This window comes from Ensifer sp. R1-3, assembly GCF_056739175.1.
The window spans coordinates 3,450,183-3,468,442 of record NZ_CP096515.1 but is presented as its reverse complement, the minus strand read 5'-3'; the positions used below and the strand labels follow the sequence as shown (position 1 = coordinate 3,468,442).

Here is an 18,260-nt window from a genome sequence, read left to right as displayed (position 1 = left end):
ATGTTCCGGGCTCTTTCCTCAACGACGGTGCGCTGGCGTCCGCTCGAAGGGGAAGGGCTCGAACACCTGACGCTCAGGACTATCGATACATCGCTCGGCGCGGCCATCCGCGCCGAAAGCGTTCTCATCGGCGAACGCGGCGCAACGGCCTATGGCGCCCGCTACCGAATCGACTGCGATGCCGGTTGGCGCGTCTTTTCCTTTCTCATAGAAACGACCCAAGGGCAGAGGCTGCACCTCATGTCCGATGGGCACGGCCATTGGCGCAAAGCAGACGGAACGGCCTTGCCGCAATTCGATGGCTGCGTCGATATCGACCTCGCCGGCACGCCCTTCACGAACACGCTGCCGATCCGCCGCCTGGGCCTCAGCCGGCAATCCGGCACCGCCAGGCTCAACATGCTTTACGTGCCCTTCGACAGCTTCGAACCGACCGTCGACGGCCAGCATTATACTTGCCTCGATGACGGCAAGCTCTACCGCTACGAGGCGGCGGACGGCAGCTTCACGGCGGACCTGCCGGTGGACGAGGACGGCCTCGTCATCGACTACCCTACCCTGTTCCAGAGACTATCACCGGAGACCATCTGATGACTTTCAAGACTCTCGACGATCTGACCGACATCACCGGCAAGCGCGTTCTCGTGCGCGTCGATCTGAACGTGCCTGTCAAGGACGGTCAGGTGACCGACACCACCCGCATCGAGCGCGTGGCGCCGACCATTCGCGAGCTCTCCGAGAAGGGCGCGAAAGTCGTTCTGCTCGCGCATTTCGGCCGGCCGAAGGGCGAGCCCGTCGCCGACATGTCGCTGAAGGCGATCGCCTCCGCCGTCGAGGAGATCCTCGACCAGCGCGTCTATTTCGCTGCCGACTGCATCGGCGACAAGGCCGCCAACGCCATTGCCGAATTGAACGACGGCGAAGTGCTGCTGCTCGAGAATACCCGCTTCCACAAGGGCGAGGAGAAGAACGATCCGGACTTCGTGACGGCGCTCGCCGCCAATGGCGACATCTATGTCAACGACGCCTTCTCCGCCGCCCATCGCGCCCACGCCTCGACCGAGGGGCTTGCCCATCACCTTCCCGCCTATGCCGGCCGCACCATGCAGGCGGAGCTCGAAGCGCTTGAAAAGGGGCTCGGCAATCCGAAGCGCCCGGTCGTCGCGATCGTCGGCGGCGCCAAGGTCTCGACCAAGATCGACCTTCTGCAGAACCTCGTGAAGAAGGTCGACGCGCTGGTCATCGGCGGCGGCATGGCCAACACCTTCCTCGCGGCGCAAGGCGTCGATGTCGGAAAGTCGCTCTGCGAGCACGATCTTGCGGAGACCGCCAAGGCCATCCTCGCGGCCGCCTCGGAAGCGGGATGCGCAATCGTGCTTCCGGTCGACGGCGTCGTTGCCCGTGAGTTCAAGGCCGGTGCCGACAACGAGGTCGTCGATATCAAGGCCATCCCTGCCGACGCCATGGTGCTTGACGTCGGGCCGAAATCGATCGAGGCCATCAACGAATGGATCTCGCGCGCCGAAACCCTCGTGTGGAATGGCCCGCTCGGCGCGTTCGAGATCGCGCCCTTCGACAGGGCGACCGTGGCGGCGGCGAAACACGCGGCAGCCCGCACCCGCGCCGGCTCGCTCGTCTCCGTCGCCGGCGGCGGCGACACGGTCGCAGCACTCAACCATGCCGAGGTCGCGGACGATTTCACCTATGTCTCGACCGCCGGCGGCGCCTTCCTCGAATGGATGGAAGGCAAGCCCTTGCCGGGCGTAGATGTTCTCCGGCAGCGGAACTGAGCTCGGCTTCAGCCCCTCATCCGGCCTGCCGGCCTCCCTCTCCCCGCAAGCGGGGCGAAGGAGATTCGCGGCGACTTTCAATCCCTTCTCCCCGTCGGAACGCTACGGCATGCACATATCTCTTGCGCGCCGGTGCGGCGGATACTGCTGATGAAAGGGATTCCTCGGGAACCCAACCGCCTCAACCCCGCTCGGTCGGGATTGCCCCTCAACCGGCTGCCGCCACCTTCTCCCCGCAGGCGGGGAGAAGGGATATGCCGCGCCCGCTCGCTCCCTCGGGCGGACGGTGAATGCGGGGTTCAGTTGGCGCCGCTTGTCCCTTCTCCCCGCCTGCGGGGAGAAGGCGCCGGCAGGCGGATGAGGGGCGCGTGACCGATAATGCCAATGTTAGCGCATACGGGTTTGATCCCAAGGACCCATCCGCAAGCCTCGCTACTGCTGGAAATACAGATGCCGCCGCTCCGGAGTAAATCCGCGAAGGGCTGGACAACAAGAGATATGTGCATGCCGTAGCGTCGGAACGGAGAGGATTAGGGTGAGGGGCTTTCGAGGAGAGCTTCTGACCTGACCATCAAAAATAATTATGCCTTTTCAAACGATTAAAATTATTTAAATCGTTTTAGCCCGTTTTACTGCCATTTTCCCGCACGGTATCTTCTGTTAACGCGCCTTTGTTCCTGAGGTGCGAACGACGCTTTCGCGCCTCAGTTCGAGATTGGTTTCATTCGCTGTTCCGCTGGTGATCGGCGCTGTGTGTAGGAGAAGAATATGAGCGAAAGACTGGAAGACATTGCGGTTGCCATGGTCGCCAATGGCCGGGGCCTGCTCGCTGCAGACGAGTCGACCGCAACGATCAAGAAGCGCTTCGACAGCATCGGCCTGGAGTCCACCGAGAACTCGCGCCGCGACTATCGCGAGATGCTGCTGCGCTCGGACGATGCGATGCGCGAGTATATCTCCGGCGTCATCCTCTATGAGGAAACACTGTTCCAGAAGGCTGCCGACGGCACGCCCCTCGCCGACGTCATCCGCAACGCGGGCTCGATCCCGGGGATCAAGGTCGACACCGGTGCCAAGCCGATGGCCCATTTCCCGAATGAAACGATAACCGAAGGCCTCGACGGGCTCGCCGCCCGCCTCGCCAGATATCACGAGGCCGGCGCCCGCTTCGCCAAATGGCGGGGCGTGATTGCGATTTCCGACGCTCTCCCGACCTGGGGCGCGATCAGGGCCAATGCCCATGCGCTCGCCCGTTATGCCGCGCTCTGCCAGGAGGCGAAGATCGTACCGATCGTGGAGCCGGAAGTGCTGATGGATGGCGCCCCCGGCGATCACTCGATCGAGCGCTCGGAAGAAGTCACCGAATGGGTCCTGCGCACCGTCTTCGAGGAACTTGGCGAGCTCCGCGTCAGGCTCGAAGGCATGATCCTGAAGCCGAGCATGGTGATCGACGGTAAAAAGGCGCGCAAAGCGTCCGTCGACGAGGTCGCCGAACGCACCATCAAGGTGCTGAAGCGCACCGTTCCGGCGGCTGTTCCGGGCATCGCCTTCCTCTCCGGCGGCCAGTCGACCGAAGAGGCGACGGCCCACCTTTCGGCCATGAACGCCGCGCACGACCTGCCCTGGAAGCTTACCTTCTCCTATGGCCGGGCACTGCAGCAGGAAGCGCTCAACGCCTGGGGCGGAAAGTCGGAAAACGTCGCCGCCGGTCAGCGCGCCTTCGCCCATCGCGCCAAGATGTGCAGCCTCGCCGCCAAGGGAAGCTGGACGAAGGACTTCGAAAAGGCAGCCTAAGCGCCAAAATAGTCAGAGGGAGAGAGGAGAGGCCCGGTGACAGCGATGCCGCCGGGCCTTTTTGCATGGCGCCGCCTTGCTGCCCCGACAATTGTCAGGGAGACAAGTTCGCTGTTTCAGCAGCGCCGGCGACGACTTTAAATCTGCGCCATCTGCGACCGACCAGAGGGCCCCATGAGCACCGTCTCCTTCATTACCGTCGACGTCTTCACGGCCGAGCGTTTCGCCGGCAATCAGCTTGCCGTCATCCCGGATGCGCGGGGCTTGAGCGAGGCCCGGATGCAGGCGATCGCCACCGAGTTCGGCTATTCCGAAGTCACCTTCGTCCTTCCGCCCGAAAACCCGGAGAACACTGCGCGCGTGCGCATCTTCACGCCGACGACCGAAGTGCCTTTCGCCGGCCACCCGAATGTCGGCACGGCCTTCGTGCTCGGCCGGCAACGGGAAATCTTCGGCCGCAAGCCGGGTGGCGCATTGCGTTTCGAGGAAAAGGCGGGCCTGGTCGAAGTGACCCTTCTCGGCAGTGACGGCATGGTCACGGGCGCAAGGATCGTCGCCCCGCAGGCGCTGCAAATCGGACCCGCCATAGACGCCGCGACGATCGCTGCCTGCGCCTCGCTGCACCAGGACGACCTCATCGACCGGTCTCACCCGCCAGTGCGCGTTTCGGTCGGACTGCCCTTCGCCGTTGCAGAGGTGCGCGACGTTGCGGCCCTTTCGAGAGCCCGGCCGAACGTCTCGGCCTTCGAGGAGGCGAATGTCCGCTATCCGCTTGCGGAAGACAGCTTCAGCCTGTTTCTCTATGCCCGCACGCGCGAGCGGCCCGGCCAGGTAAGGGCACGCATGTTCGCGCCGCTCGACAACGTCATCGAGGATCCGGCAACCGGCAGCGCTTCGGCGGCGCTCGGCGCTTACCTCGTCTCGCTGCTTCCCGCGGCCGACGCGGAGGTGGAACTCGTCATCGAACAGGGCGTGGAAATGGGGCGCCGCAGCCTCATCACGGTCGGTATCGACAAGAGGAACGGCACAATCCGCAAGGTCAGCGTCTCGGGCGACTGCGTTTCGGCGATGCGCGGCGAGATCGAGATCTGATCGCCGAACTATTCAGCGCCTCCCGCCCTTGCACTCTGCGAGTGCGTCGAGGAGCGCGCGGAAGCGCGGATCGTCGCGAATGAGGTCCAGGTCGGGGTCCTGATTGAACCACTGGACATGGTAGCTGGAGCTCTGCGGCACCACGGTTTCCAGCAGTTCCAGCGCACGTTCGCCCTCACCGAGGAGCGAATGGACGCAGGCTGCATTGTACTGCGCGACGATATCGTCCGGATCGATCGCCAGCGCGCGAGAAACCCATTCCTTCGCACGTTCCGCCTCGCCCATATGCGCTAGCGCCAATGCACCGCGATGCGCCGGGCTGGCATTCTCGGGGTTCCGCTCCATTGCGCTTTGCGCTCTTTCGATGCCGATCCGCGCCCAGCGCTGGCGCTCGGTCGCCATACCCAGCGACAGGTAGCAACCCATCAAATGGATCGGCGAAAAGTAATCGTCCGACCGGATTTCCGCCGCGCGCTCGAAGAATCCGATCGCTTCCCGGAATCGACCCTGCGCGAAGAGGAAACGGCCATAATATAGATTCGCCTCATAGAGCGAAGGGTCGAGCGCCAGAGCCTGGAGAAACTCACGGCTTGCCTCCTCCGTCTGGCCGTCGTGGTTCAATGCGAGCCCGCGCGAGGCATGCGCTTCCGCCAGGTTCGGATCGAGCGCGAGCGCCCTGGCGCTCATGTCGAGTATGCTCTCCAGCGGAAACTCCTTTTCGTGCCAGTCCCTGATCGCACATTCGCACTCGGCGATGCCGGCATAGGCACGCGCATAGTTCGGGTCGAGTTCGACGGCCTTCAGGAACATGCGGCGTGCGAGCAGCAGATAGGGACGGGTCCAGGTATGGGAGAACTGCCGGCCGCGGAGATAGTAGGTATAGGCCTCGACCGAGGTCGTCGGATCGCTTTCGATCGCCCTCTTCTCCTCCGGCAGAAGCTTTATCTTGAGCTGGTCGACGATGGCGTGCGTGATCTCGTCCTGAATCGCGAAAATATCCGTTAGATCGCGGTCGTAACGGTCGGCCCAGAGGTGCCCGCCGGTCTGCGCGTCGATCAACTGGCCTGTGATGCGCACGCGCCCGCCCGCCTTGCGCACGCTGCCTTCGAGGATGAAGCGAACGCCGAGTTCATGGGCGATCTGCTTAACCTTCACGGACTTGCCCTTGTAAGTGAAGACGGTGTTGCGGGCGACGACGTGCAGGCGCGAAATCTTCGAAAGATCGGTGATGACGTCCTCTGTGATACCGTCGGAGAAATATTCCTGCTCGGGATCATGGCTCATATTGGTGAAGGGCAGGACGGCGATCGATAATTCGTAACCGCGGTCGACCACGCCGGACGATTCCGCACGCTTGCCAAGCGAATTGTCGCCGAGGGACACCGTATAGACGCGAACGGTCGATGCGATGTTCTTCAGACTGTATTCGCCCTTATCGATGAAGCCGACATCGAGTCTCGAGCCGACATGGTCCCGCACGGAGGCAGAAACCGCGATGCCGGAAGGGTCGGCAAGCCCTTCGAGCCGCGCCGCGACATTGACGCCGTCGCCGAAGATGTCGCCGTCCTCGACGATCACGTCGCCGAGATGGATGCCGATCCTGAGCTCGATGCGCCTGCTCTTCGGCAAGCCCTCGTTGGCGGCGAGCATACCGCGCTGAATGGCGGCGGCACAGGCAACAGCGTTCACCACGCTCGAAAACTCGACGAGCATGCTGTCTCCTGCCAGCTTGACGATTCGGCCTTTATGATCGGCGATCCTGGGCTCCAGCAGCTCGCGGCGGTGGCGCTTCAGCGCCGCGAGCGTGCCGGCCTCATCCGCTCCCATGAGGCGGCTGTAGCCCACGACATCGGCTGCGAGAATGGCGGTGAGACGACGTTCCAACAGAGCCTCGATCTTCATCTTGTGGCCGAGCACGGTAATTTAACCTTTTCCTGTCGTCATGTCGTGCGGAGATAGAGCGACTTGGTGATGACAATAGCGCGGCCCTAGCCCAAGCTGCTGTTTCTCGGGGAACGCCGATCCGCCGGAGAATCGAGATCCCGCGCGGCACGGCAGGAGTTCAAGGACGCACGAGCACCGTGACCATCATCACGACGATGGCGAAGACGGCAATCTTCCAGAAATCGCGGCGCTGCCTGAGGCCCGGAAAGCCGAGCGGCTTGATGAGCTGGACGCACATGGCCAGCAGCAGGAGAACCGTCAGTGCCTTTGACATTCGCTCATTTCCGGGAAGATCCGCCGCAATGGGAGCGACGCCATACGGACGTCACTTTTCGTCGCATAGAGGGCTATTGTTTTCGCCGTCGATTTGCAATGACCGGTGGTATTGATTTCCATCGGCAGAGCGGCGGTCCTCGTCACGACACGCCGAAGGGCGAACGAATTCCGGGTGGACGATGAGAAATAACCTGCTTCCCGTTGCCGCGCTGCTGCTCGGTACCCTGTTTCTCTTCCTCGGAAACGGCCTGCAGGGCCTGCTCCTGCCGGTGCGCGGCACCGCGGAGGGCTATCCGACAACCATCCTCGGCCTGTTCGGTACGCTCTGGGCCACCGGTTTCGTGCTTGGCTGCTTCTTCGCGCCGAATGTCGTCAAGCGCATAGGGCATGTGCGCGCCTTCAGCGTGTTCACGGCCCTGATCGCCATCGTCTCCCTGCTGACGGGCATTCTGATCGACCCGATCTGGTGGCTGGCGCTGCGCGCGGTCACGGGTTTCTCCACTGCCGGAACGTCGATGATCATCGAAAGCTGGCTGAACGAGCGCGCCACCAATGAGAGCCGCGGCGTGATCTTCTCGCTCTATATCGCCATCACCCTTTTCGGCGTCGTCGGCGGCCAGATGATGATTCCCTTCGGCGAAACGTCGACGACCTTCTTCTTCATGATCTGCGGCATTCTCTACTGCGTGGCCATGCTGCCGACGCTGTTGTCCAGGGCCGCCTCGCCGCAGCCGCTGAAACAGGTCCGCCTCGATCTGCGCGGCCTCTACCGCAATTCGCCGGTTTCCTTCCTCGGCATCCTGCTCATCGGCATCGCCAACGGCGCCTTCGGCACGCTCGGCGCGGTCTTCGGCCGCCAGGCCGGGCTGTCGGACAGCACCGTCGCGGCGATGATGAGCGTCGCGATCTTCTCGGGCGCCGTCATGCAACTGCCGGCCGGCCGCATCTCCGACCGTATCGACCGCCGCTATGTGCTTGCCGCGCTCGCCGGGGTCGGCGCTCTCGCCGGCCTCCTGATCTTCCTCGTCGAGCCCGGCCAGGTCTGGATCGTTCTGACGTTGATCGCGATCTACGGCGCGGCCGCCAATGCGCTCTACCCGATCGCGGTTTCCCACGCCAACGACTTCGCCACGCCCGAGGATTTCGTGAAGGTTTCCGGCGGGCTCCTGCTGCTCTACGGCATCGGCACGATCATCGGCCCGACGATCGGCGGGCCGATAATGACCGCCAGCGGGCCTTATGGCCTCTTCATGATCACGGCCTGTGCGCATATGCTGATCACTGCCTATGCAATCGTCCGCAGCCGCCGGCGCGCACCGGTGCCCGCGGCCGAGCGCGAAAACTTCTCGCCGGTCAATGCCGGCACGGCGACGACGCCGGAGAGCCTGCAGCTCTCGCCGCGTGCGGCTCCGCTGGAGGAACTGCCGGACGAAGGCGCCGACGATCCCCAGGAAGAGGAGAGATCGAATGAGCCTGTATGACGAGGACCAGCCGAAAAAGAAGACCGAGCACGAAATCGGCAGCGATCTTTCGCTGCTCTCCGTGGACGAGCTGAACGCGCGCATCGCGCTTCTGACGGAGGAAATTGCAAGGCTCGAAGCGGAGAGGAACCGCAAATCGGCGAGCCGTTCGGCCGCCGAAAGCCTTTTCCGTTGAGCGCGGATGGAATGGTTCCAGCACGTTTAATCCAGAAGAATGCTTGGCCTTTAACCGCAAATTAAGCATTTTCTGCGATTGTCTGAGCATCCGGTCCTTCCGGACTCAGACAATTTCACCGACTGGCGAATGGGTCTGATTTTTCTCCCTGTTTTACCTTGAGAGCCGCTTCGCGCGGCTCTTTTTTTTGCTTTGCGACAGGCGGCCTTCAAAGAAGTGTGGAGATTAACCCTTTCTTAAGAATGCCCTTGCGCGGAATGCGGTATGGGATCATTCTTCGAGCATGGAGGGGCCTCAGGAAACTTTTCCCAGAGCCGCCCGTTACCTGACAGTCGTGATGCGTTGGAACCAGGGAATACAGGCATGTCCGAAAGAGGATTGAATACCGTCAGTTTCGCCGGTCACGCTGCGTCATCGGCGCAGTTCAAGGCGCTCTACGCTGAAGGGATGGGCCTGGTCGAGGAAACGGCAAGCTATCTCGATGGCCCTGGCCGCACCGCCGCCAAGGTGCTGCCCCGCATGGCATCCGTTCTCTATGCTGCCGAGTCCATGCGTCTCACCACCCGGCTGATGCAGATGGCCTCGTGGCTCCTGCTGCAGCGGGCCGTCAACAATGGCGAGATGAGCCGCGAGCAGGTCCTGTCGGAAAAGAGCAAGGTGCGCCTGGACAGCTTCAACGTCGACCGCAGCGCGCCGGGCTGGAACGATCTGCCGGAGAGCTTCCGCGACCTCATCGAGCGGTCGCTCCGGCTGCAGAACCGGGTCGCACTGCTCGACCGCGAGATTTATCGGCCCCAGGAAGCAACGAGCTTCGTTCCGGACAACCAGAACGGCGTCAAGGCGCAGATCAAGCTGCTGCAGACGGCCTTCGGGGCGAGTTGAGCGAGGCAGGCCCCTGCCCCTGAAATCCAAAGCCCGGCCATGTGTGCCGGGTTTTTTGTTGGCGCGGGCGTGAAATGAATGCCTGCGGTTGGATCCTCGGGTCAAGCCCCGGTCAAGCCCGAAGATGACGGAGGAAAAATCGGGTCGCCGTCGCGCGATGTATAGGACTGGAATGTCCCCGCGCAGGTGTCATCCTCCGGCTTGACCGAGGATCATGCACCGGCGACCCGAACGAGGACCACCTGCCCAAAAGCCGGCAAGATAATGTGGCAGCCAACAAAAAAGCCCGGCACTGCCGGGCTTCGAAACACGCTGTCGAGCGCCTGATATCAGAGGCCGAGGCCTTCGAAGCGCTTTTTGAACTTGGAAACGCGGCCGCCGCGGTCGACGAGCTGCTGGTTGCCGCCGGTCCAGGCCGGATGCGACTTGGGATCGATTTCCAGGTTCATGGTCGCACCTTCCGTACCCCAGGTCGAGCGGGTTTCGTATTCGGTGCCGTCGGTCATGACAACCTTGATCGTGTGGTAGTCGGGATGGATGTCTGCCTTCATAACAATCTTCCTAGAGTTCCAGGGTCCAATTGTCGCAAGGCATTGCGACTTTGGGACCGAACACGTAAATGAAGCCGCAGACCGCTCTTGGGCCGCGGCTTCCCAATTCGATGCCGTGCCTATACATGAAGGTCTGCGGGATAACAAGTGCCGCGCGGAAGACTTGTGATCTCTGCATGGTTCGTCGGATCGGCACCGGTCCTGGACGGCAGCAGATCGCAGTCGCACAGCTCTGGCGCCTCGGCGGCGCACAAGGCTGTGGCCCCGTGACAGGCGAACGGGGGGCTCTGTGCCAAGACAAGAAAAACAAACGCCGGCGCGCAGGTCCATCCGCCCGCTCGCAACCGTGCTGCCTTATCTCTCGCGTTACCGCGGTCTCGCGATCGGCGCTGCCGTCTCTCTGACCATTGCAGCGGCCACCACGCTGACCTTGCCGCTGGCCGTTCGCCGGATGATCGATCACGGCTTCTCCAATTCCGATTCCGGCTTCATCAACACCTATTTCTCCATGCTGATGGTGCTTGCAGTGGTCCTCGCCCTTGCCAGTGCCGCCCGCTATTACTTCGTGATCTCGCTTGGCGAGCGCATCGTCGCCGATCTCAGGCGCGACGTCTTCGCACGCGTCATGCAGCTCTCGGCCTCGTTCTTCGACGTCAATCAGTCCGGCGAGATCGTCTCGCGGCTGACGGCCGACGCGACGCAGATCAAGTCGGCGGTGGGTGCGACGGCATCCGTGGCGCTGCGCAACCTGATCCTCTGTCTCGGCGCGATGGGCATGATGGTCTATACGAGCCCGAAGCTTTCGAGCCTCGTGCTTGCGGCCATCCCCCTCATCGTCTTCCCGCTCGTCGGCTTCGGACGCTCGGTACGCCGGCGCTCCCGCGAAGCACAGGACATGCTCGCAGCCGCCTCCGCCTATGCCGGCGAAGCGATCGCCGCCACCCGCACCGTGCAGGCCTTCAATGGCGAGGAGAGCGCGCGTTCGCGCTACGGCAGCGCGGTGGAGGCGGCCTATCGCGCCGCGCGCGCTGCGACCAGGGCGCGCTCGGTGCTGACCGCCTTTGCCATCACCATGGTCTTCGGAAGCGTCGTCGCCGTGCTCTGGTTCGGTGCACGGGACGTCTTGGCGGGCTCGCTTTCCGCGGGTACGCTCGGTCAGTTCCTGCTCTATTCCGTTTTTGCGGCAGGCAGCCTCGGCGCACTCTCGGAGGTGTGGGGCGAGCTCTCGCAGGCGGCGGGCGCCGCCGAGCGCCTGAACGAGCTGCTGAACGAAGTGCCGGAGATCGAGGCGCCCGAGCATCCGGTCGCAATGCCCGTCCCTGCCACAGGCGCGGTCGAGTTCGAGAACGTCCACTTCGCCTATCCCGCCCGGCCGGACTATAAGAGTCTTAGGGGCTTGAGCTTTGCGGTAAGACCGGGCGAGACGGTGGCCATCGTGGGCCCGTCCGGCGCCGGCAAGAGCACGGTCTTCTCGATGCTCCTGCGCTATTACGACCCGGCGAAGGGCACCATCCGCGTCGACGGTACGGATGTGCGCGCCGTCGATCCCGAGGAGCTGCGGGAGAGGCTTGCGATCGTGCCTCAGGACGTGACCATCTTCGCCACCTCGGTGCACGACAACATCGCCTTCGGCGTGCCGGACGCAAGCCGCGAAGCGGTGCGCGCCGCCGCCGTTGCGGCACAGGCCGACGAGTTCATCGGCAGGCTGGATCACGGCTACGACACGCTGGTCGGCGAGCGCGGAGTGACCCTTTCGGGCGGCCAGCGCCAGCGCATCGCGATTGCCCGCGCCATCCTCAAAAACGCTCCGATCCTTCTTCTCGACGAGGCGACCTCAGCGCTCGATGCGGAGAGCGAAACGCTGGTGCAAAAGGCGCTCGACGTCCTGATGCAGGAGCGCACGACGCTGGTCATCGCCCATCGGCTCGCCACCGTGCTCAAAGCCGACCGCATCCTGGTGATGGAGCATGGCCGTATCGTCGAGGAAGGCACCCACGAGTCGCTGATCCGCCAGGGCGGGCTCTACGCGAAGCTTGCGCGGCTCCAGTTCGACCACGGCGCCGAAGCACTGTTCGTCGCTTCGCCCGCGCCTATTTCTCCGTGAGCTTGAGCTCGATGCGGCGGTTCTGCGCGCGTGCTTCCTGGCTTTCGCCCGGTGCGATGGGCTGATACTCCCCGAAGCCGGCCGCCACCAGGCGGTCGGCCGGAACGCCCTTCGAGATCAGGAATTTGACGACGGACGTAGCACGGGCGGACGACAGTTCCCAGTTATCCCGGAAGCGCCCTATCCCCGACAGCTGAACATCGTCCGTGTGGCCGTCCACGCGCAGCACCCAGTTGATCTCCGCCGGGATTTCCTTGGCAAGGTCGAGAAGGGCTGTCGCGAGTTTCGCCATCTCGGTCTGCCCTTCCGGGTTCAGGTCGCTGCCGCCCGACGGAAATAGCACTTCCGACTGGAAGACGAAACGGTCGCCGACGATGCGGATGTTTTCCCGATCCGAGAGGATCTCTCTCAACCGGCCGAAGAAGTCCGAACGGTAGCGGTTGAGCTCCTGGACACGCTGCGCCAAGGCGACGTTCAGCCTGCGGCCGAGATCGGCTATCTTGGCCTGCGAGGCGTCGTCCTTCGCCTCGGATGCCTGGAGTGCACCTTCGATGGCGGCGATCTGGCTGCGAAGCGCTGCAATCTGCTGGTTCAAGAGTTCGATCTGACTCATCGCCCGGGCGCTGACCTGCCGCTCGTTTTCGAGTTCCGAGCCAAGCCGGCCGATCTTTTCGTCTGCGACTTCGGCACTGCCGGCGCCCCGGTCGAGCAAAGCCTGCAGGCGGGACCGCTCGCCTTCCGACTGTGAAAGCGACGCCTGCAGATTGGCGAGCGAATCCTCGAGATCCTGCTTGCCGCTCTTCTCCAGCGCCAGAAGCTGGGTGAGTTCGTTGATTTGGCTGTTCAGCCGGTTCAGCACCTCGTCCTTACCGCTGATCTCCCTGCCGAGCAGGAATTGCGCGGTGACGAAAACGCTGAGCAGGAACATGATCGCCATGAGCAGCGTCGAGAGTGCGTCGACGAAGCCCGGCCAGTAGTTGATCGCCCGCGGTTCGCGGCGTCGGGAGAGCGCCATGGTCAATCCCCTCCGCTGTCTTCCATGCGGCTGAGCTTCGCCTGTCCTACGGCCTTCTCGCTTTGCACGGTGATCCGGTCGGCCTGGCCGATGCGCGCCGTCAGCCGGTCGAGCGTCTTGCGCATCGCCTTGGCCTCCTCCTGCTGCGCCTCGATCCAGTCGCGCAGCATCTGTTGCTCGCCGCGCATATTCTTGACGAGGCCCTGGATGCCTTCGGCGAGGCTCGCCATCGCTGCGGTGGTACGCTGGTTCACGCCGCCGTCATGCGTCAGGCGCGTGAGCTGGTCGGTGAGCCGCCGCAGTTCTTCCACCGGAGCGCCGTCGGTCATGTCGCCCGGCGAGGAAAAACCGGAGCTGACGTCGGTTACCGACGAGAGCCAGTTTTCGAGCTCCGTATAGAAGCGATTCTGCGCGCGTCCCGCCTGCAGATCGAGAAAGCCCACGATGAGCGAACCGGAAAGACCGAAGAGCGAGGCGGAGAACGCCGTTCCCATGCCGGTGAGAGGCGCCGAAAGGCCGCCCTTGAGGGAGCTCAGGAGATCGTCCGTGCTGCCGCTTCCCGCATCCAGCGACTGGATGACGGTGTTGATGGAACCGATGGTGCCGAGCAGGCCCCAGAACGTACCGAGAAGGCCGAGGAAAACGAGAAGGCCGGCGAGATAGCGGGTGATGTCACGCGACTCGTCGAGGCGCGCAGCGATGGAATCCAGGATGGACCGGAGTGCGGCCGTCGAGATTGCCGTCGTTTGGCGGCCCCCGATGAGAGCCCGCATCGGCGCAAGCAGCACCGGATCGCGCCCGACCTTGTCGGCGCTGCCGGCGGCACGGAAGGAGTTGAACCAGCGAACCTCGGGTCTCAGACTGAGGACATGGTTGAACGCCAGCAGGATACCGATCACGAGCACGCCCAGGATCAGCCCGTTGAGGCCGGGATTGCCGGCGAAGGCCTCGCTTGCCTGGCGGAAGAGGATCGCAGCGACGAAACCGACGATGATCAGGAAAAGGACCATCGTCCAGAAATAGGGCATCGGGCTCGAAAGCTTGTGCGGACCGTAGTCCTCCTCCACGTCTTCGCGATCGCGCCACCCGGACAGATTCAGTTTCGCCATAAGTTCGCCAGTCTCCCGGTTTTGCGGCAGCTTCCGCGCCTGTCCGACGAACAAGAGGGCGGCCGCATCACTCTGAATTGCTGCACCATTCCCGAATCGAGGACGATCGAAGAGCGGTGCTGCCGATGGCCGCAGGCCATCCGTATTGGCCCGGAGACTAGTGGAAGTTTGCGCCGAATTGAAGGGAAAACAAAGGGCACGGCCCTAAAGCGCGTCGCATTCAAATCGAATTCATTGGGCGCGCTTCAGGTTGCTGTTTTATGCATGTCGCCGTCCCGGAAACGTTGCACGGTTCCGGGTGAACTATATTGCCGTTACTTGGACGGAATCGGGCGCTGGATCACCTCGCGAAGCGCCTTCGCGATATGCTCGTTGCCGCAGACGATCGAACCCGCTTCCAGCGGTTTGCCGCCGCCTTCGGCATCGGTGGACCACCCACCCGCTTCGCGGATGAGCAAGAGGCCGGCAGCCATGTCCCAGGCGGCAAGGTCCCGTTCCCAGAAGCCGTCGAAGCGACCGGCCGCAACATAAGCGAGGTCGAGCGAGGCGGAGCCCATGCGGCGAATGCCGGCGACTTCACCCATGACGTGGCGCAGCTCGACCAGATACTTGCCGTGATTGCCGCGGCCGAGATGCGGCGTGCCGGTCCCGATCACGGCATCGGAGAGGGCCTTGCGCGCACCGACGCGCAGGCGGCGGTCGTTCAGGAAGGCGCCGCCGCCTCGCTCGGCGGTGTAGAGCTCGTCCGTCGCCGGGTTGAAGACGACCGCGCCGACGATCTCGCCCTGGCGCTCGAGCGCGACAGAGATGGCGAAATGCGGGATGCCGTGAAGGAAATTGGTGGTGCCGTCGAGCGGATCGACGATCCAGCGGTGGGCGCCGTCCGTCCCCTTGATCTCCTCGCCCTCCTCGCCGAGGAAGCCGTAGGTCGGGCGGGCCTTCATGAGCTCCTCACGGATGATCCGCTCGGCCTTGCGGTCCGCCTGCGAAACGTAGTCGGCCGGGCCTTTCAAGGAAACCTGCAGGTTCTGTACTTCGCCGAAATCGCGTGCCAGCGACTTGCCGGCCTTGAAGACGGCCTGGACCATGACATTGAGAAGGGCGGAGCGGGCCATACGGCAATTCCTCTAGCGAAGGCCGGCCGAGACCGCTCGACCGGACATTGAACCTGTCTGACAGTCCGCATGCGGGCCGCAGCTCGAAGCGCGGGCAAGGGAACCGTCGTCAAAAAACCGAGTGAGACGTCACTCCGTCCGCGGCGGCACAGGGATGGAAGGCCACGGACAAAACCGGGGCTTCAAGACCACAAAAACCCCGGAAGTTCAAGCGAAATAGATCGGGTCCGCCGACGCATGTCAGGTCGAGCGATACTTGTTTGCCGCCGTCAGCGCCGATTTCTGCTGCGTTTCGTTGAGGCCGAGATAGAAATCCTCGAGCGCATCGTCCTTGAGGCCGGCCCGGCGCGAGAGCACGTACCACTTTGCCGCCTCCACCGGGTTCGGACGGGTTCCGATGGCATTGACATAGAGATGGGAGAGCCGGTTCTGGGCGACGACGTTGCCGCTTTCGGCGGCGCGTTTCATCCAGGCAAACCCCTCTTCGAGATTGCGGTCGCCGGCGATCCCCTCGATCAGCCAGATGGCAATGTCGAGCTGCGCGGTGTCATAGCCGGCCCGCGCCGCCCTGAGCAGCCACTCGCGCGCACGGGCCCGCTTGCTCTCCTCGATGCCGTCGACATTGAGATAGATCTGCGAGAGCGCATACTGGGCATCCGCAATGCCCTGTTCGGCGGATTTCTCGTAATAGGGCATCGCCGCCTTCAGCCCCCGCTCCCCCGGCATGTCGGCCACGAGCGTTTGCCCGTAGTTGAACTGGGCCGAGGCGTTGCCGAGATCGGCAGCCTTCTTCATCAGTTCGTCGGCCCTCTTCCGGTCGCGCTTGACGTAGCGGCCCTCCATCAGGATCAGCGCATATTTGAACATGGCGGCCGGGTCGCCATTGTTCGCCGCCTGGCCGTACCAGAAGGCGGCGGCCTTGGCGTCGCGTGCAACGCCAAGGCCCTGTTCCAGGATCGCGGCGACGAGCGTCTGGGCGGCGGGATCGCCGAGCTGGGCCCGCGGCAAGGCAAGGTCCATCGCCGTCAGGTAGTAACCCCGCTGGAAGGCGCCATAGGCTTCGTCGATCTTGCCGGTGAAGGGCTTTTCCTCGGGCAGAGCCGGCAATTCGGCTCCCATGCGATCGAACACGGTGACGCCCTTCGAAGGCGCGCTGCCGTCGCTGGCCTTCGGCTTTTCCGGACCGGCCGCTGCCGGTTTGCGCTCCGTATCCTCCGGCAGTACAGCGCCGTTGAAAGGCGTGATCCGCCCGCGCTTCGGCGCGCTGCCCTCGTCGGCCGGCGCAGGCGCGACCGGTTGCTGAGCCGCTGCCGGCGCGACTGCAAGAAGCATCGCGGCGGCAAGGGCTGCGGGCCGGCTGGATTTCAGGAGAGAGCGGATTACCATCGGCAGGTCTTAACCTTCAAACCGTGGCGCTTTTTCGTCAAGCAATGCGTTGACGGCCGCAACCACCGACGGTGCCTGACCGGCCTCACCAAAGACGGCAAGGCGGAGCGCCACGAACTCGGCACCGGTTTCAGCGACCGCAAGCGCGGATTGCGGATCCGTGCCGCCCATGACGATGCAGGGAATTTCGATCATCGACGCCCACCATTCGGCGAGTGCCAGGTTCTTCGGATGCGCCTCCGGCTTTATGTCGCCATCCGTGCGGCCGAAGAAAACGTAATCGGGCCGCAGCTCGCCGATCTCGAGCGCATGGTGACGGTCGGTGGCGTTGCCGCCGCCGACGATCAGCTTCGGCGCGTGCCGCTCGATCGCATCGGCCAGCGCATCCGGACCGCCGGCGATGTGGAGACCGTCCGCCTTCGCCCGTCCGGCGACCCGCGTGTCGCCCTCTATCAAGGCCGCGGCGCCGGCCTGCTGGATCACCGGCACGAGCGCTTCCGCATGCTTCTGGAAATCCGCATCGCTGAGCGCGTATTGCGGCACGATCACCGACGCTACGTCGCCGCCCTTCAGCGCCTCGCCGACGAGCTTCGCGCGTTCCGCGCTATCTGCGATATCCGGAACGACCAGCACGAGGCGGCAGCGGTCTTCAATGTTGCTCATGGGTCAATCCTGGCGATCTCGCTTGGGGCCGGAAGCCGGCACTCGATTTCATTCGGGAAAACCGATAGACGGAGATGACAAAAGGATCAACCGCCGCCAATGCTTCCCGACATCGACTTCTATCTCGTTGCCGTTCCGGCCGTCCTGCTCGTTGGCCTGTCCAAGGGGGGCATGGGCGAGGCCCTGTCGCTGATGGGCGTCCCGATCCTGTCCATGGTCGTTTCGCCCGTACAGGCCGCGGCGCTGCTGCTGCCGATCCTCATCGCCATGGACATCGTTTCCCTTTGGATCTGGCGCAAGCACGGGGATCGGCAAACCCTTGTGATGCTCCTCCCGGGCGCGCTTGCCGGCATCGCCATCGGCTGGGCCACGTCCGCCTATGTGCCCCGCGACGCGCTGAGGCTGATCATCGGGCTCATCACCGTGGTCTTCGTACTGCGCTATGTCTACACCCTGTGGCGCAGCCGCAATGGCGCGCCCATCCAGCCGAAGCCGCAGCGCGCCGGTCCGGCAGCACTCTGGGGCTCCTTCGCCGGGTACGGCAGCTTCGTCGCCCATGCCGGCGGTCCGCCCTTCCAGATATACGCACTGCCGCTGAAGCTCGCGCCGCGCGAATATACCGGCACCATCGTGCGCTTCTTCGCAATCCTCAATGCGGTGAAGCTCATCCCCTATTTCGCCCTCGGCCAACTCGATTTCAGCAATCTCAAGACCTCGGCAACGCTCTTCCCGCTGGCCATGGTCGCGACCGCCTGCGGCGCCTGGATCGTCCGGCGGATGAAGCCGCAGGTCTTTTATCCCTTCATGTACACGATGGCCTTCCTTGCCGGCTCGAAGCTCGTATGGGATGGGCTCCGGAGCATCATATCGGGAGGAGTGTAGC

Annotated in this window: 17 protein-coding genes; 9 read left to right on the top strand and 8 right to left on the bottom strand. The window is 63.7% G+C overall.

What is annotated here, in order from left to right:
* The 4 genes from M1D43_RS16375 to M1D43_RS16360 all read left to right on the top strand — a co-directional run bounded on the left by M1D43_RS16375 (nt 1) and on the right by M1D43_RS16360 (nt 4,676).
* Nucleotides 1–591 carry a putative glycolipid-binding domain-containing protein gene (locus M1D43_RS16375; RefSeq protein ID WP_153313689.1) on the top strand — a complete coding sequence of 197 codons (591 nt, stop codon included), beginning with the start codon at nt 1–3 and terminating at the stop codon, nt 589–591.
* Entirely contained in the window at nt 591–1,790 is a 1,200-nt protein-coding gene (locus M1D43_RS16370) for a phosphoglycerate kinase (protein WP_153313690.1), read from the top strand. The genes M1D43_RS16375 and M1D43_RS16370 overlap by 1 nt, the downstream gene beginning before the upstream one ends.
* Before the next feature lie 768 nt (nt 1,791–2,558).
* The gene (locus M1D43_RS16365) at nt 2,559–3,584 is read left to right on the top strand and encodes a class I fructose-bisphosphate aldolase (RefSeq protein WP_127597879.1); all 1,026 of its coding nucleotides are present in this window, start codon (nt 2,559–2,561) and stop codon (nt 3,582–3,584) included.
* A 174-nt stretch (nt 3,585–3,758) separates the two neighbouring features.
* Nucleotides 3,759–4,676 (top strand): PhzF family phenazine biosynthesis protein, encoded by a 918-nt coding sequence (locus M1D43_RS16360; protein ID WP_153314804.1) that lies wholly within the window; start codon nt 3,759–3,761, stop codon nt 4,674–4,676.
* Between the two features lie 12 nt (nt 4,677–4,688).
* On the opposite strand, the gene M1D43_RS16355 is transcribed toward M1D43_RS16360, so the two are convergent.
* Nucleotides 4,689–6,593, bottom strand: a complete 1,905-nt coding sequence (locus M1D43_RS16355) for a TPR end-of-group domain-containing protein (protein ID WP_127597883.1) — start codon at nt 6,591–6,593, stop codon at nt 4,689–4,691.
* A gap of 145 nt (nt 6,594–6,738) precedes the next feature.
* Nucleotides 6,739–6,894 (bottom strand): hypothetical protein, encoded by a 156-nt coding sequence (locus M1D43_RS16350; protein WP_003536010.1) that lies wholly within the window; start codon nt 6,892–6,894, stop codon nt 6,739–6,741.
* A 181-nt stretch (nt 6,895–7,075) separates the two neighbouring features.
* Here M1D43_RS16350 and M1D43_RS16345 point away from each other — a divergent pair, with 181 nt between their 5' ends.
* From M1D43_RS16345 to rcdA, 3 genes are all read left to right on the top strand, one after another.
* Entirely contained in the window at nt 7,076–8,377 is a 1,302-nt protein-coding gene (locus M1D43_RS16345; protein WP_003536011.1) for an MFS transporter, read from the top strand.
* Nucleotides 8,364–8,552, top strand: coding sequence for a DUF1192 domain-containing protein (locus tag M1D43_RS16340; protein WP_003536012.1), 189 nt, complete (start codon nt 8,364–8,366; stop codon nt 8,550–8,552). Before M1D43_RS16345 ends, M1D43_RS16340 begins: the two co-directional genes overlap by 14 nt.
* A 363-nt stretch (nt 8,553–8,915) precedes the next feature.
* The gene (gene rcdA, locus M1D43_RS16335; protein WP_003536013.1) at nt 8,916–9,434 is read left to right on the top strand and encodes a protease adaptor protein RcdA; all 519 of its coding nucleotides are present in this window, start codon (nt 8,916–8,918) and stop codon (nt 9,432–9,434) included.
* Nucleotides 9,435–9,763: 329 nt separating this feature from the next.
* Here rcdA and rpmE read toward each other — a convergent pair whose 3' ends face one another.
* A complete protein-coding gene (rpmE, locus tag M1D43_RS16330; protein WP_010970183.1) occupies nt 9,764–9,985 on the bottom strand; it encodes a 50S ribosomal protein L31 in 222 nt (73 codons plus the stop codon).
* Nucleotides 9,986–10,274: 289 nt separating this feature from the next.
* Here rpmE and M1D43_RS16325 point away from each other — a divergent pair, with 289 nt between their 5' ends.
* Nucleotides 10,275–12,089 (top strand): ABC transporter ATP-binding protein/permease, encoded by a 1,815-nt coding sequence (locus tag M1D43_RS16325; RefSeq protein ID WP_318853535.1) that lies wholly within the window; start codon nt 10,275–10,277, stop codon nt 12,087–12,089.
* Here the strand turns inward: M1D43_RS16325 and M1D43_RS16320 are convergent.
* From M1D43_RS16320 to M1D43_RS16300, 5 genes are all read right to left on the bottom strand, one after another.
* Nucleotides 12,076–13,104: a peptidoglycan -binding protein gene (locus M1D43_RS16320; protein ID WP_003536016.1), complete on the bottom strand. Its 1,029-nt coding sequence runs from the start codon at nt 13,102–13,104 to the stop codon at nt 12,076–12,078. The two genes, M1D43_RS16325 and M1D43_RS16320, sit on opposite strands and share 14 nt — an antisense overlap.
* A gap of 2 nt (nt 13,105–13,106) precedes the next feature.
* Nucleotides 13,107–14,213 carry a MotA/TolQ/ExbB proton channel family protein gene (locus tag M1D43_RS16315; protein WP_003536017.1) on the bottom strand — a complete coding sequence of 369 codons (1,107 nt, stop codon included), beginning with the start codon at nt 14,211–14,213 and terminating at the stop codon, nt 13,107–13,109.
* A 314-nt stretch (nt 14,214–14,527) separates the two neighbouring features.
* The gene (locus M1D43_RS16310; RefSeq protein WP_003536018.1) at nt 14,528–15,328 is read right to left on the bottom strand and encodes an inositol monophosphatase family protein; all 801 of its coding nucleotides are present in this window, start codon (nt 15,326–15,328) and stop codon (nt 14,528–14,530) included.
* Between the two features lie 240 nt (nt 15,329–15,568).
* Nucleotides 15,569–16,714 carry a tetratricopeptide repeat protein gene (locus M1D43_RS16305; RefSeq protein ID WP_003536019.1) on the bottom strand — a complete coding sequence of 382 codons (1,146 nt, stop codon included), beginning with the start codon at nt 16,712–16,714 and terminating at the stop codon, nt 15,569–15,571.
* A gap of 9 nt (nt 16,715–16,723) precedes the next feature.
* Nucleotides 16,724–17,377, bottom strand: a complete 654-nt coding sequence (locus M1D43_RS16300) for a thiamine phosphate synthase (RefSeq protein ID WP_003536020.1) — start codon at nt 17,375–17,377, stop codon at nt 16,724–16,726.
* A 99-nt stretch (nt 17,378–17,476) separates the two neighbouring features.
* Here M1D43_RS16300 and M1D43_RS16295 point away from each other — a divergent pair, with 99 nt between their 5' ends.
* A complete protein-coding gene (locus tag M1D43_RS16295) occupies nt 17,477–18,259 on the top strand; it encodes a sulfite exporter TauE/SafE family protein (protein WP_010970188.1) in 783 nt (260 codons plus the stop codon).
* The last annotated feature ends 1 nt before the right edge of the window (nt 18,260 follow it).

Bases quoted from the DNA above. Each gene is read 5' to 3' on its own strand.
- M1D43_RS16375 (WP_153313689.1), top strand. From the start codon at position 1: ATGTTCCGGGCTCTTTCCTCAACGACGGTGCGCTGGCGTCCGCTCGAA.
- M1D43_RS16370 (WP_153313690.1), top strand. From the start codon at position 591: ATGACTTTCAAGACTCTCGACGATCTGACCGACATCACCGGCAAGCGC.
- M1D43_RS16365 (WP_127597879.1), top strand. From the start codon at position 2,559: ATGAGCGAAAGACTGGAAGACATTGCGGTTGCCATGGTCGCCAATGGC.
- M1D43_RS16360 (WP_153314804.1), top strand. From the start codon at position 3,759: ATGAGCACCGTCTCCTTCATTACCGTCGACGTCTTCACGGCCGAGCGT.
- M1D43_RS16350 (WP_003536010.1), bottom strand. From the start codon at position 6,894: ATGTCAAAGGCACTGACGGTTCTCCTGCTGCTGGCCATGTGCGTCCAG.
- M1D43_RS16345 (WP_003536011.1), top strand. From the start codon at position 7,076: ATGAGAAATAACCTGCTTCCCGTTGCCGCGCTGCTGCTCGGTACCCTG.
- M1D43_RS16340 (WP_003536012.1), top strand. From the start codon at position 8,364: ATGAGCCTGTATGACGAGGACCAGCCGAAAAAGAAGACCGAGCACGAA.
- rcdA (WP_003536013.1), top strand. From the start codon at position 8,916: ATGTCCGAAAGAGGATTGAATACCGTCAGTTTCGCCGGTCACGCTGCG.
- rpmE (WP_010970183.1), bottom strand. From the start codon at position 9,985: ATGAAGGCAGACATCCATCCCGACTACCACACGATCAAGGTTGTCATG.
- M1D43_RS16320 (WP_003536016.1), bottom strand. From the start codon at position 13,104: ATGGCGCTCTCCCGACGCCGCGAACCGCGGGCGATCAACTACTGGCCG.
- M1D43_RS16315 (WP_003536017.1), bottom strand. From the start codon at position 14,213: ATGGCGAAACTGAATCTGTCCGGGTGGCGCGATCGCGAAGACGTGGAG.
- M1D43_RS16310 (WP_003536018.1), bottom strand. From the start codon at position 15,328: ATGGCCCGCTCCGCCCTTCTCAATGTCATGGTCCAGGCCGTCTTCAAG.
- M1D43_RS16305 (WP_003536019.1), bottom strand. From the start codon at position 16,714: ATGGTAATCCGCTCTCTCCTGAAATCCAGCCGGCCCGCAGCCCTTGCC.
- M1D43_RS16300 (WP_003536020.1), bottom strand. From the start codon at position 17,377: ATGAGCAACATTGAAGACCGCTGCCGCCTCGTGCTGGTCGTTCCGGAT.
- M1D43_RS16295 (WP_010970188.1), top strand. From the start codon at position 17,477: ATGCTTCCCGACATCGACTTCTATCTCGTTGCCGTTCCGGCCGTCCTG.